13 protein-coding genes are annotated in these 12428 nt (G+C 66.5%); 7 read left to right on the forward strand and 6 right to left on the reverse strand.

All coding sequences use genetic code 11. The features are described 5' to 3' along the window. The first annotated feature begins 268 nt into the window (after positions 1-268). On the forward strand, positions 269-751 hold the full coding sequence (locus RQI43_RS21685) for an Hsp20 family protein (RefSeq protein ID WP_056426748.1): 483 nt from the start codon (positions 269-271) through the stop codon (positions 749-751). Between the two features lie 101 nt (positions 752-852). Next, positions 853-1356 (forward strand): hypothetical protein, encoded by a 504-nt coding sequence (locus tag RQI43_RS21690; RefSeq protein WP_311276558.1) that lies wholly within the window; start codon positions 853-855, stop codon positions 1354-1356. A 170-nt stretch (positions 1357-1526) separates the two neighbouring features. On the opposite strand, the gene RQI43_RS21695 is transcribed toward RQI43_RS21690, so the two are convergent. Both RQI43_RS21695 and RQI43_RS24610 read right to left on the reverse strand, forming a co-directional pair. After that, complete coding sequence (locus tag RQI43_RS21695) at positions 1527-2609, reverse strand: protein kinase domain-containing protein (RefSeq protein WP_311276559.1); 1083 nt, start codon at positions 2607-2609, stop codon at positions 1527-1529. Continuing rightward, positions 2609-3037 carry a DUF3010 family protein gene (locus RQI43_RS24610; RefSeq protein WP_405030686.1) on the reverse strand — a complete coding sequence of 143 codons (429 nt, stop codon included), beginning with the start codon at positions 3035-3037 and terminating at the stop codon, positions 2609-2611. Before RQI43_RS24610 ends, RQI43_RS21695 begins: the two co-directional genes overlap by 1 nt. A gap of 480 nt (positions 3038-3517) precedes the next feature. Between RQI43_RS24610 and RQI43_RS21700 the strand changes: the two genes are divergently transcribed. From RQI43_RS21700 to RQI43_RS21710, 3 genes are all read left to right on the forward strand, one after another. Then, positions 3518-4270 carry a hypothetical protein gene (locus RQI43_RS21700; RefSeq protein WP_311276560.1) on the forward strand — a complete coding sequence of 251 codons (753 nt, stop codon included), beginning with the start codon at positions 3518-3520 and terminating at the stop codon, positions 4268-4270. Next, positions 4203-5480, forward strand: coding sequence for a terminase large subunit domain-containing protein (locus tag RQI43_RS21705; protein ID WP_311276561.1), 1278 nt, complete (start codon positions 4203-4205; stop codon positions 5478-5480). The genes RQI43_RS21700 and RQI43_RS21705 overlap by 68 nt, the downstream gene beginning before the upstream one ends. A gap of 341 nt (positions 5481-5821) precedes the next feature. Further along, positions 5822-6982 (forward strand): phage portal protein, encoded by a 1161-nt coding sequence (locus RQI43_RS21710; RefSeq protein WP_311276562.1) that lies wholly within the window; start codon positions 5822-5824, stop codon positions 6980-6982. A gap of 5 nt (positions 6983-6987) precedes the next feature. Here the strand turns inward: RQI43_RS21710 and RQI43_RS21715 are convergent, their stop codons facing one another. The 3 genes from RQI43_RS21715 to RQI43_RS21725 form a co-directional block, all read right to left on the reverse strand. After that, positions 6988-7425 (reverse strand): DUF4440 domain-containing protein, encoded by a 438-nt coding sequence (locus RQI43_RS21715; RefSeq protein WP_311276563.1) that lies wholly within the window; start codon positions 7423-7425, stop codon positions 6988-6990. A 164-nt stretch (positions 7426-7589) separates the two neighbouring features. Further along, the gene (locus RQI43_RS21720; protein ID WP_311276564.1) at positions 7590-8003 is read right to left on the reverse strand and encodes a type II toxin-antitoxin system VapC family toxin; all 414 of its coding nucleotides are present in this window, start codon (positions 8001-8003) and stop codon (positions 7590-7592) included. Next, a complete protein-coding gene (locus RQI43_RS21725) occupies positions 8000-8242 on the reverse strand; it encodes a type II toxin-antitoxin system VapB family antitoxin (RefSeq protein WP_311276565.1) in 243 nt (80 codons plus the stop codon). Before RQI43_RS21725 ends, RQI43_RS21720 begins: the two co-directional genes overlap by 4 nt. Before the next feature lie 74 nt (positions 8243-8316). Here RQI43_RS21725 and RQI43_RS21730 point away from each other — a divergent pair, with 74 nt between their 5' ends. Further along, on the forward strand, positions 8317-8850 hold the full coding sequence (locus RQI43_RS21730) for an HK97 family phage prohead protease (protein WP_311276566.1): 534 nt from the start codon (positions 8317-8319) through the stop codon (positions 8848-8850). Further along, positions 8847-10160, forward strand: a complete 1314-nt coding sequence (locus RQI43_RS21735) for a phage major capsid protein (protein WP_311276567.1) — start codon at positions 8847-8849, stop codon at positions 10158-10160. The genes RQI43_RS21730 and RQI43_RS21735 overlap by 4 nt, the downstream gene beginning before the upstream one ends. Before the next feature lie 124 nt (positions 10161-10284). Here the strand turns inward: RQI43_RS21735 and RQI43_RS21740 are convergent, their stop codons facing one another. Continuing rightward, a complete protein-coding gene (locus RQI43_RS21740) occupies positions 10285-12030 on the reverse strand; it encodes a hypothetical protein (RefSeq protein ID WP_311276568.1) in 1746 nt (581 codons plus the stop codon). Positions 12031-12428 lie beyond the last annotated feature (398 nt).

Below are 12428 nucleotides of genomic sequence, written 5' to 3' on the forward strand. Positions count from 1 at the left end.
GCCACCCCCACTCCTAGCCTCTCCCCACAAGGGGGAGAGGGACGCGCTCTGCCTGCACGAGCAGATGTGAGAACCCAGCAGCCCCGCGCTGCCCGCGAGAGGTCCGAAGCCCGGCCCCTCACACCGCGAAAAAAATCGACATCGCCCCGGAACCACATCCTACTATCGGCGTTATGCGCGTGCGAGGCCCGGATGGGCTCGCATTCTGGCGCCGGACACGGTGTCCGGCGCGCTTTGTCATCACGTTGCTCTTCAGGAGGATGTGGTCATGAGGACTTTGGATTTCGCACCGCTCTATCGCTCGACCGTCGGTTTCGACCGCATGATCTCGCTGCTCGACCAGGCGACCCGAATCGAGCCGTCGACCACCTGGCCGCCCTACAATATCGAGAAGGTGGCCGACGATGCCTATCGCATCACCATGGCGGTGGCGGGCTTCACCCCGGATGAGATCGACCTGACGCAGCACGACACCGTGCTTCAGGTGACGGGCCAGAAGGGGGGCCAGGACGGAGAGCGCGCCTATCTCCATCGCGGGATCGCGACCCGGCCCTTCCGGCAGACCTTCAACCTCGCCGACCACGTGAAGGTCACCGGAGCCAGCCTCGACAACGGGCTGTTGACCGTAGACCTCGTGCGCGAGGTGCCGGAGGCCTACAAGCCCCGCCGCATCGCCATCGGCGGCGCGGCTCAGGCGGTGGGCCAGGACAACGCGCCCGCCCAGGTCGAGGACCACGCCGAGGCCGCCTGATCGCCGACGCCGATCATGAGAGAGACCCTCGGGGGCCTTCAGGCCCGCGAGGGCCGCATCCCGTTCTCAGTCCTGCCTCACAGCCATAGGGAGGATCGATCATGTCGATGAGGGAAACGCACTTGTCCCGTTCCGGCGCCGGGCGTTCCGGCCTCATGAACCCCGCCGCCACGCAGCCAGCCTCGTTCGAGGCCTGGCAGGCCGTGGTCGCCCCCGGGGACGTGTTTCGTCATCCGCGCGAGGTGCTGGCGCACCCGCTCCTGAACCGCGAGGAGAAGCGGACGATCCTGGCCTCGTGGGTCTCGGATGCCTGCGCCCTCGAGAGCGCGCCGGGCCTGCGCTGCCTCACCGGGGCCAGGGCCGAGCCGGTCACCGTCGATGCCCTGCTCGCGGCGCTCGCCGAACTCGACGGCCCCGCCGCCCCGGAGAATACCGCCGCCGACGCGCCCCGGCCCGCGCCGCGCCGCCGGCCGCGCCTCGCGAACCTGCACCGCTATCTCCGCCCGCGCCGTCGAAACAACGACGACGACGACCCGCCGCCCTGCCCGGCGACGATCATGCCCCGCCCCCGGACGCCACCCAGCGCGGACGCGATCCCGGCTTGAGGGTGGAGGGCTGACGCGCGCCGCCGCCGGATTGACAGGCGCCACCGCCGCCACTGTCGAGAGGGCGGTGGCACACGGCGGGCGAGGTCGAGGCGGGAGAATGAGACTTCGTGAAGAGCGACTGTACAAGCGCAACTCAGTTGCAGCCTCTGCTCAAACCCTTGTTGCTTCTAACCAATAATTCTCTGGACACTTGCAATTGCATCCGCCCTTGTTTCCGAAGTCAGCCCGCGCTGTCGGCGCCACCCTGACGCGACCTGCTTCTCGACATGAAAGTGGCCACCAAACTGTATAATACGGTATGTACGATTGCGGTCGCGCAGTGTCAGGACGTCGTCATCGATTCGCCAGTCGAAAACACGACGCCTGATGTTGTTCAATGTCGCAAGCAAGTCAGCCGCGGTGGGATAGCGGCTGCCCTTATCTAAGTGGCACGCCTTTCGGATAACCCGTTTCAACAAGTCGGGGACATAATCTTGCAGACTGTCGAGATTCAGAACCCTACCTCTGCAGATGCGAGCCTCAATCGCTGAGTTGTAGAAAGCATTCCTAGCGGACCAGTCCATAGTCGCTCCTTCAGCGATCTGCCGTGGCGTCAGCCAGCTTTCGATCTCATAGGGGAGATCACCTCCCAATAACTGATAGAGGACCATCCCGAGTTGATAGATGTCTCCCTGCCGATAGAATCGGTTCCCGACGAAGTCTTCGGGAGGACGATAAATGATAGAGTGCTTGGAGAGGCTGTTAGCGAAATCCTCTCCGCCGATCTGCACAACCGACCCAAAGTCGCCAATCACCCTGTGGCCTTCGTCGGTCACGAACAAATTGGACGGCTTGAGATCACGGTGAACATACCCCTCACCATGTAGATAGCTGACCCCAGCACCGAACTGGAGAAGTGCGTCGATTGCCTCGACGGGCCCGAAAGATCGGGTTGCTAACTCATCATCCAGATCGCCCCTAGAACAGTATCTGGTAATGAAAAAAGCATCTTCCTCGTCTATCGCCTCGGCGTAATCAACCTTTAGGACATGAGTGGACTCCAGACGAGCTAGCATTGCTGGCTCGATATGGACGCCATCACCCCAATAGTAGAACTTAACCACCACTGCCCGGCCAAGAAGCCTATGGTGCCCGATCAGGACGTGACCGTTTGCTCCTTTCTCGATGCTATCGCTGAAGGTGATGCTCTCGCCCAACCGCGCCGCCGTCGATTGCAAACTGGCCGGCAAGGCCGTGATCTCGTACGGCACTAGCTGGCTCCGAGCTTCTTTAGCTGGAAAGCGCCAGAACGATAAGCTTCTGCGAGATAACCCTGCAGACCATTCGGCAGCCCCGCGACGTTAGTCTTTGCAAATTTCGAGAGCGCGACTGGATTCGCAAAATACGTTAAAACGTCAGGTACAAGTTGCATCATAGCCTCAACCTTAAAGGAAGGACCGCCAGCACTAAGGTTCCCGCGGGATGCACGCTGCTTTATACAGAAACCTTCTACCTGGTTCTCGTGGGCAAACGCCGTTATAGATTTAAGAAATACCCTTAGTGAGTCGCTAGACTTGTCGTTATCCAGCGTAATTTTCTTGGTATGACATGGATGATATATAACTCCGCCCGCGTCATCCGACGATACGACCGCAAGATTGGCGGTACTTCCGAGAATTTGAACGCCACAGATCCGCATATCCCCCCCACGCAGTGAAATGCATTTTTTGATTGAAACAACGCTGGTAGCAGGTTGTAGCTACGCGACTTCATGACATTTCGCCATGGGTAAACAGGAGGTGCGACACAACGAAGGAACTACCGGCGGTAGAGATTTTTCCGTAGCTCTGATTGAGAGCGTGCATCATGCGGGATATGGGCGGCTAACGTCCGTAATTAACGCGAAGCAGTCTGAGCTTCTCGATATAGGGCTGACTGATTCCCGTCAGCGCGATCACAATCGCTGTCTCACATGATGGCCTGAAAGCAGTCCTTCCCAGGGTCTGCCAAAGGCTATAACTAGGCGCGACCAAGCGTCAGGCGTCCCACCGCCTCCCCACTGGGCGTCCGCCTAAAAATCCTAAAATAGGAATTTATGATTGACAGCGTGACGCTCCTTCTGTATCAATGAGGACCGCTCAAGAAGTGTGACGAGAGGGGCAGCGAGATGGAGCTTCCCTTGGAGACACGAAAACTCGTCGAGCAGTTGATGCGGACGACGAGCATGACGAGCCGCGAGATCGCGGAGCGGACGGGGGTCCGCGCCCAGACGATCAGCACGTGGAACCGCCAGCATGGCTGGCGCGAGGGGGTGAGCGACGCGCAGCGTCGGCTCGACCCCGGGGCCTGGGCGCCCGCGCGGCGGCGTGCCGTGGAGACGCTCTACGGGATGATGGAGATCGAGCCCGCGATGCTGGCTCTGGCGCTGGGCGGCACCGTCGCCGGCGCGCCGGCCCTGTTCCGCGCCTGCGGCTTCGAGCGCAGGCCGCGCGCCCTCCCTGCGCCGCGCACGCCGAAGGCCGGGGCGGCGCCTCCGGCGGCGCGGGTGATGGACAATCTGGGCGAGGCCCTGCGCGCCCATATCGGCCGCCAGATCGCGCGGTTCGACGCGGCCTTGAGCGGCGAGACGCCGCCCGCGCTCGATTCCGCGAAGGTACTGCGCGACCTCGGCGGCCTGAAACGGCTGCTCGACGACCTCTCTAGCGAAGACCGGGAGCGGAGCGATGCGCAGCGCAACCTTGCGGACGGGGCTTTCGCAGAAGGGACCCGCGAGACGTCCCGCCCCCCGGCCGATGACAGCGACCTGCCCGCCCTGCGCGCGGCAATCGCGGCGCGCTATGCGGCATGCCTCGGCGAGCGGCCGGATGCCGGGTTTCCTGGCGAGCCTGCCGCCGCACCTGATCCGGGCGCTGGCCTCGGACTGGCTCCATAACGCCCGGACCGACCAGCTGCCGCCCTGCCCGTCGCGGGGGGACTGGACGACCTGGGCGGTGATCGGCGGGCGCGGCTCGGGCAAGACCCGCACGGGGGCCGAATGGGTGCGGGCGCTGGCCATGGGCGACCCCGCCTTCTGCGCCCGGGCGGTGGGCCGCATCGCCCTCATCGGCGAGACCTATGCCGACGTGCGCGACGTGATGATCGAGGGGCCGTCCGGCCTGCTGGCGCTCTCCGGGGCGCGGCCGCATTGGGCGCCCACGCGGCGGCGGCTCGAATGGGCCAACGGCGCGGTGGCGATGGCCTTCTCCGCCGAGGAGCCGGATTCCCTGCGCGGGCCGCAATTCGGCGCCGCCTGGTCCGACGAGATCGCCAAATGGCGCCGGCCGGACGCCACCTACGACATGATCCAGTTCGGCCTGCGCCTCGGTGAGCGGCCCCGCAACCTCGTCACCACCACGCCCCGGCCGATCCCACTGATCCGCCGCATCCTCGCCGATCCGCTCACGGTGGTGAGCCGCTCGCGCACCGCCGACAACGCCGCCAACCTCGCGCCCTCCTTCCTCGACGCCGTGGTGGGGCGCTATGCCGGCACGCGGCTCGGGCGGCAGGAGCTCGACGGCGAGCTGATCGAGGACCGGCCCGACGCGCTCTGGACGCGGGAAGGGATCGAGGCCGCGCGCCGGGACGGGATGCCGGAGCTTCGGCGGATCGTCGTGGCGGTGGACCCGCCCGCCTCCTCGAAGGCCGGGGCCGATGCCTGCGGGATCGTCGCCGCCGGGCTCGGGCCGGACGGGCATGCCTATGTGGTCGCCGACGCCACGTTGGGCCGGGCGAGCCCGCAGGCCTGGGCCGGCGCGGCCCTGGCGCTCTACCATCGCCTGGAGGCGGACAGCCTCGTGGTCGAGGTCAACCAGGGCGGCGAGATGGCCATCGCGGTCATCGCCGAGGTCGACGCCTCGGTGCCGGTGATCCCGGTGCGGGCGACGCGCGGCAAGTATCTGCGGGCCGAGCCGGTCTCGGTGCTCTACGCGCAGGGCCGCGTCCACCATGTCGGCAGCCTGCCGGCGCTCGAGGACGAGCTCTGCGATTTCGGGCCGGGCGGCCTCTCCAGCGGCGCCTCCCCCGACCGCCTCGACGCCCTCGTCTGGGCGTTGACTCACCTGATGCTGGGGCAGAGGGCCGAGCCGAGGATCCGACGGATGTGAGCGCATTCCCCTCTCCCCTCCGGGCGGGGAGACGGGGATGAGCGCCGGCCTTCGGGTCCAACAGCCTGAGGGCACGTCCCTATTCAAAAGAGGCTGATCCCCCTCTCCACGCCGGGCGGGGAGAGGACGTCGTCCTCCCCCTGTCGGGAGGCGACGTGAGCCCGCCAGGGCGAGGGTGAGGGGGTCTCTCCGGGTGTGGCTCATTCGGACGCGCCCCCTCACCCTCGGCTGCCGCCTCGCCGCGTCGACGACAAGGTCGTCGCGGCCCTCTCCCCGCATGCGGGGAGAGGGGACTGCGCACAGGCCTTTCGGACCAGAACTGATCGAGTCAGGACATCCCCATGCCGAACCTCCTCGCCCGCCTGGCGCGGGCCGCCTTTCCCGTGGCCGAGATTAAGGCGGCGCCGGTTTCCGGCCTCGGCATCGCCTTCTATGGCGAAGGCCGGGCGGTGTGGACCGCGCGGGATTACGGGGCGCTGGCGCGGGAGGGGTTTCAGCGCAACGCCATCGTCCACCGGGCGGTGCGGCTGGTGGCGGAGGCCGCCGCGGCGCTGCCCCTGGTGCTGACGGACCGGGCCGGGCCGCATCCGCTCCTCGCGCTGCTTGCCCGGCCGAATGCCCGCGAGGGCGGCGCCCGCCTGCTGGAGACGCTCTACGGCCACCTCATGGTCTCGGGGAACGCCTATCTCGAAGCCTTGAGCCTCGACGGCACCCCGCGCGAACTCCACGCTCTGCGTCCGGACCGGATGCGGGTGGTGCCGGGCCCGGACGGATGGCCCATCGCCTACGACCATACCGTCGGCGGGCGGGTCCTGCGGCACGACCAGACCCGCGAGGGCGTGCCGCCGATCCTCCACCTCACCCTGTTCCACCCGGCCGACGACCATTACGGCCTGTCGCCGATGGAGGCGGCGGCGGTGGCGCTCGACATCCACAACGCCGCCGGGGCCTGGAATAAGGCGCTCCTCGACAATGCCGCCCGGCCCTCCGGGGCGCTGGTCTACGCCACCTCCACCGGTGCGACCTTGAGCGACGCGCAATTCACCCGCCTCAAGGGCGAGCTGGAGGCGAATTACCAGGGCGCGGCCAATGCCGGCCGGCCGCTGCTGCTGGAGGGCGGCCTCGACTGGAAGCCGCTCTCGCTCTCGCCGAAGGACATGGATTTCGTGGAGGCGAAGGCCGCCGCCGCCCGCGAGATCGCCCTGGCCTTCGGCGTGCCGCCCCTGCTGCTGGGCCTCGCGGGCGACAACACCCACGCCAATTACGCCGAGGCCAACCGCGCCTTCTACCGGCAGACGGTGATCCCGCTGGCGCGCCGCACCGCCGAGAGTCTCGCCCAATGGCTGGAGCCCGCCTTCGGCCCCGCCCGCCTGGAGCCCGATCTCGACGCCATCGAGGCCCTGGCGCCGGAGCGGGAATCGCTCTGGCGCCGGGTCCAGGCGGCGGACTTCCTCACCGAGGCGGAGAAACGCGAGGCCGTGGGCTACGGGACGGCGTTATAGGTTCGTCAGTTCCAGGTGTGCAGCACCGTGCGCCAGTCCTTGCCCTCGCGCTCCAGGACGTTGACCCAGTTGCCCTCGAACGTCTTCTTCGCGCCCCCCTCGCCGGGGCCGGACATGGACCAGCGCCCGGTGACGAGGAGAACGTCCCCCTTCATCTGCGCCGAATTGACCTTGATCGCGTGCTCCTCGAACCCCTTCGCCTTCAGCCCGGCGAAGAAGGCGCCGATCTTGTCGGCGCCGGACACCGCTGCGCCCTTCGGGATCACCATCGCATCGGTGGCGTAGAGGGCCTTGAGGCCGTCCATGTCGCCGGAATTGTAGGTCTTGTCCCAGCGGGCCGCCGCGGCCTGGGCATCGGCAGTGGGATCCGCGGCCGAGGCCGGGATCGGACCAAGCAGGCACAGCAGAACGGATGCGATGCATAGCTTAATGCTCAAGCTCATGATGATCCCCCGTTTCCGATTCGCAGTCGATCGAAGTCGAATAATGTCACTGATCTGCGATCAGGAAAGCGAAATCTTGGTGTACCCGGGCGGATATTGCCAACCCGGACCATCGTCTCGATCGGGGCGCGACGGTTCGGGTGTCACGTCGACCGGCCGGTGGCTTATCCGGAAGGTCCGGCCCGAACGATATCCGTGAGGGTGAAATCCTCGCCCTTGAACAGCAGGACCGCCTGATGGGCTCTCGCGCAGGCATAGGCGTGGCAATCGCCCATGTTGAGGGACGCCGGATGCCGGCCCTTGCCGAAGCGCTCATAGGCTTCGACGGCGAGTTCGAACTCACGCCCGGCAATCGGAACGAGGCGGATTTCCGCCTCCTCGCAAGTCAGGCGAACCCGTTCGCGGGCCGCCTCGACCGTGAAGGCGTAGCTGCGCACGAGGCCCGCGATGGTTTCCCAGAGCGAGAGCGCCGAACACAGCCTGTCGGGATCGGTCTCCAGGATATCCGCGAACGCGTCGGCCTCCGCCTCGCCGGCGATGATCGCGATCAGGGCGGAGGCATCGACGAAGAGCGTCACTCTCCGCTCAGGTCGTCGAAGAAGGCCTTGTCGGCGGCCTGCCCCGTGGGCTTCGGCAGCGGATGACGGGCCCTCAAGGCGGCGAGGCGTTCGCGCAGCGGCACCGGAGGGGTCAGGCGGTTCAGTTCGGCTGTGACGGCCCGGCGCACGGCCTCGGATTTGGTGACGCCGGACGCCTTCGCGAGCTTCACCACCAGGCCCGCCGTCTCGTCGTCCTTGATGTAGAGCGGCACACGCACCTCCGGGATATCCTCGGCATGATGAGGATATCCCACCGCCTCACCCCAGTCACCCCACCCTTCGGGAGCCCGCCATGGACGGCTATTTCACCGGCTATGCCAGCCTGTTCGACGTGCCCGATCTCGGCAACGACGTCGTGTCCGCCGGCGCCTTCGCGGCGAGCCTCGGCGAGCGCGGGGCCGCGGGTGTGCGGATGCTGTTCCAGCACGATCCGGCCGAGCCGATCGGGCGGTGGCTCTCCCTGCGCGAGGATGCGCGCGGCCTGCGGGTGGAGGGGCTGATCAACCTCGCCGTCCAGCGCGGGCGCGAGGTCGACGCGCTGATGCGCGAGGGCGGCCTCGACGGTCTGTCCATCGGCTTTCGCACCCTGCGGTCGAGCCCGCAGCGCGGCGGCCTGCGCCGCCTGCTCGCCATCGACCTCTGGGAGATTTCCCTCGTCACCTTCCCGCACCTGCCCGGCGCCCGCGCCGCCGCGCCGGACGGGACGGTGACGCCCCTCGCCCGCGAGTTGCGCGCCTTCGCGCACCGGCTCGCGCCGCGTGGCGCGCCGTCCCCCCGGACGGCCTCCGCCCCTTCCCCCTTCACCCAGCAGACGAGGTTCGCATGAGTGTTCACGTTTCGCCGAGCGCCCCGGAGACCAAGGCCGATCCGCACGGCTTTCTGGAAAACCACGCCCTTCTGGAAAACAAAGCGGCGCGCCCCGCCTCCGACGCCGAAATCGGCGCCGCCATGGGCGAACTCTCCCGCGCCTTCGAGGCCTTCAAGGAGACCAATGACGGCCGGCTCGCCGAACTCGAGGGGCGCCGCTCGGGCGATGTCCTCACCGAGGAGAAGCTCGCCCGCATCGACGCGGCCCTCGACTCGACGCGGACCCGCCTCGACCGCCTGACCCTGGACGGCCGCCGTCCGCCCCTGGGTGGTGATGGGCCGACCCGTCCGGACCCGGCTTCCGTGGAGCACAAGGCCGCCTTCGACCTGTATGTCCGGGCGGGCGAGAGCGGCGGGCTGAAGCGCCTGGAGGAGAAGGCGCTCTCGGCCGGCTCCGGCCCCGATGGCGGCTATCTCGTGCCGCAGGCCATCGAGCGGGACGTGCTGAAGCGGCTCGCCAACCTCTCGCCGATCCGGGCGCTCGCCACGGTGCGCACCATTTCGGGCGGGCTCTACAAGCGCGCCGTCTCCACCACCGATGCGGTCTCGGGCTGGGTCGCCGAGACCGCGGCGCGGCCGCAGACCGACGCTCCGTCCCTCTCTGAACTGAGCTTCCCGGCCATGGAGCTCTACGCCATGCCGGCGGCGACCCAGACGCTCCTCGACGACGCCATCGTCGATATCGACGCCTGGCTCGCCGACGAGGTGGAGACCGCCTTCGCCGAACAGGAGAGCGTCGCCTTCGTCACCGGCAACGGGGTCAGCCGCCCGCGCGGCTTCCTCAGCGTGGACAATGTCGAGAATTCCGCCTGGGTACCGGGCAAGCTCGGCTTCGTCGCCACGGGCGCGGCGGGGGCCTTCCCCAGCGCCAATTCGTCCGACGTGCTGTTCGACCTCGTCTATGCCCTGCGGGCCGGCTACCGCCAGAACGCCAGCTTCGTGATGAACCGCAAGGTCCAGAGCACGATCCGCAAGATGAAGGATGCCGACGGAAACTACCTGTGGCAGCCGCCGGTCTCGGCCGACAGGATCGCGACCCTCCTCGGCTTCCCCGTGGCCGAGGCCGAGGCGATGCCGGATGTCGCGGCCAACAGCCTGTCCATCGCCTTCGGCGACTTCAAGCGCGGCTATCTCGTGGTGGACCGCGCCGGCCTGCGCGTCCTGCGCGACCCCTACTCGGCCAAGCCCTACGTGCTGTTCTACACGACCAAGCGCGTCGGCGGCGGCGTGCAGGATTTCGACGCGATCAAGCTGCTGAAATTTGCGTGAGGCGGCAGAGGCTGGTCGCGCCGTCTACCGGGCGCGACCAGCCTCTGCCTCATGGTCGTGCGGTGACGACTGAGCCATAAGGCCGTCCGACGCGCGTGGCTGCCAAGGGGAATGAGCGCGATTCTCACGTTACCCCGGTGACGAGGGCGATCATCGCCTCGTCACCGGATTCGACCGGGCGGAGCTTGACGGGCTGCTGACCGTGGAATCGCCATGCCCGCCCGTCGCGGTTCTGCCGTCCATCGAACGTGGCTTCCGTGGTGCGATATCCGGACAGTGTCAGGACGACGCCATGATGTCCTTCCGGGCAGGGGATTGCTACGGTTCGCCCCGTATCTTCCTTCCACAACGCCACGGACCGGGACCCGTCCTTGCGTCCGGTACGGTTCGCACGCTCGATCAAGGCAAGAGACGTAAAGGTGAGGACGGACGACCCAGGGTCGTCGGCCAGCACGGTAGCGTAGCGTGCGGGCCATCTCTCCGGTACCTGCGGCCCATCCATGAGCAGCGCGAAGACGAGGCTCGGGCCGATGGAACGCAGGACGGTGTGGCAGGGATCGACCCTGGCCATGTCCTCGCAGATCATCGTCGTAAACGTCGATGCTTCGCGAAATACGTTCACGTGGATTTCGCGCTTGGGGACCATGGTCTTCTCCCACCACGTCACGCGAGGATCGAGGGCGGAGGCCAGGGCATAGGTCGAGATCTGCGATTCATCGAGGCGCCAGCGATGGTGCTTCGAACGACTGGTCGTGATCGTGCGCGCCAACCAATCGGGATTGTCTGCCTTGAACACGCTCGAGAGCGCGACATTCGCGACCTCACCCTTGCAGTTCATGCTCGATCCCGCGACCAGAAATTCGATGGATGGAAAGCGGGTGGCGATAGCCTCGACGATCCTTTCGTAGATCGGCCAGTCGAGCGCGAGCTCGGGAAAGACCACGCCGTGGAGACGGCCGACATCGTCCATCGAGCGTTCGATGAGCTTGACCGTGAAGTCGATCAGAAGGTCGCGCCGGGTCTTTCCTTCCAGCTGCGTGGGCTCATTCAACCATTGCTGCTGAAGCTCGAACCACCCCCAGGGCAACGTATTCGTCACAGCCGACCTGTCGGCCTCTTCGGGGGTCAAGCGAACATGCCCCTGGAACCACTGGGCCGAGACCTGGAACGGGTACGGGATGAGCAACAGGTTGAGCGCGTCGTTGTCGTCGGATCCGAGCGGCCCGGGCGGCCGTTGCCAGCACGCACGGACAATCCCGCGAGGCGGGAGCGTCGCGAGGTTGTGACTGAAGGTCCGGAGCGTGCAGCCCATCGGAGGCGTGCGCGATTTGGGTTGAACGCAGACCACGTCTGGATCGGCCTGCATGCAGACGGTCGAGTGCTGGGGAAAGTACGTGATGTGGGCTTGCGCCTCGCCTCCGGCCTTCTCCAGCAGGCTCCGGTAGATCTGCTCCTGCGAGCTGTACCAGGCATCGTAGACCCAGCTTGTCGCCGCGCTCCCGGAAGGGACGACCTCGCGGGTCGTTCCGTATCCGAGATCGGCACAGGCTTCGTCTGCGATGACGAGGAGACCGATGGCCGGAAGCCACCACTCGGCAGGGGGCGCATGAGGGCGATGCTCGACGAACACCGGGTGGCCGGCACATTTACCGACCTCGCTCCATAAGCGCGTCACCAGTTCCGGAACGGCGGCATGGTCCATCCACGTCTGCCCGGACTTCACCCATTCGGCATGCTCGTCGAGGTCCATCAGCAGGGCCGACGCACTCCAATTCGCAGGTTCGTCTCGGGGCACGAGATAGTGGTAGGCGCCCGCCGTCTCCAGCAGATAGGCGGCGACGGCAAACAGATCCGCCGGGTAGTCCGGCACGGCAGGCCATCCCTCATGTCCTTTGTCCGAAAAGAAGGAGCGCGTTCCGTTGGGGAAAATGCGCGCGACAATTGTGCCGACACTGAGCGAGGCTGACATCGTAGCGCACTTGCAATTCGAAGGGAGACGCGTGAATGCTACCTATGCGTGTCATGGCAGCCTCCGCAAGCGCATCTCTCGAATCCTTTGAAGCGACGCGACATCCCGTGTGGCGCATCGCCGGGGAGCTACCCTGACATTCGCGTCGGATGCGAGTCACCAGAGGGCAAGATGTTGAGGAGAAGGAACTTTTCCTCTATCGCCACGAACCAAACGGCGCTATCGAAAGAATGATTTAACCGATTATTCGCTTATCTCATGCGAACCGTGGATGGTACGCCCGGTTGTGATTTTCAGAT

The organism is Methylobacterium sp. WCS2018Hpa-22, assembly GCF_031843785.1.
In the GTDB taxonomy this organism is placed as follows: Bacteria; Pseudomonadota; Alphaproteobacteria; order Rhizobiales; family Beijerinckiaceae; genus Methylobacterium.

What these genes read in the sequence shown, in the direction of transcription:
- RQI43_RS21685 (WP_056426748.1), top strand. Translation starts at nt 269, where the DNA reads ATGAGGACTTTGGATTTCGCACCGCTCTATCGCTCGACCGTCGGTTTC.
- RQI43_RS21690 (WP_311276558.1), top strand. Translation starts at nt 853, where the DNA reads ATGTCGATGAGGGAAACGCACTTGTCCCGTTCCGGCGCCGGGCGTTCC.
- RQI43_RS24610 (WP_405030686.1), bottom strand. Translation starts at nt 3,037, where the DNA reads ATGCGGATCTGTGGCGTTCAAATTCTCGGAAGTACCGCCAATCTTGCG.
- RQI43_RS21705 (WP_311276561.1), top strand. Translation starts at nt 4,203, where the DNA reads ATGCCGGGTTTCCTGGCGAGCCTGCCGCCGCACCTGATCCGGGCGCTG.
- RQI43_RS21710 (WP_311276562.1), top strand. Translation starts at nt 5,822, where the DNA reads ATGCCGAACCTCCTCGCCCGCCTGGCGCGGGCCGCCTTTCCCGTGGCC.
- RQI43_RS21715 (WP_311276563.1), bottom strand. Translation starts at nt 7,425, where the DNA reads ATGAGCTTGAGCATTAAGCTATGCATCGCATCCGTTCTGCTGTGCCTG.
- RQI43_RS21730 (WP_311276566.1), top strand. Translation starts at nt 8,317, where the DNA reads ATGGACGGCTATTTCACCGGCTATGCCAGCCTGTTCGACGTGCCCGAT.
- RQI43_RS21735 (WP_311276567.1), top strand. Translation starts at nt 8,847, where the DNA reads ATGAGTGTTCACGTTTCGCCGAGCGCCCCGGAGACCAAGGCCGATCCG.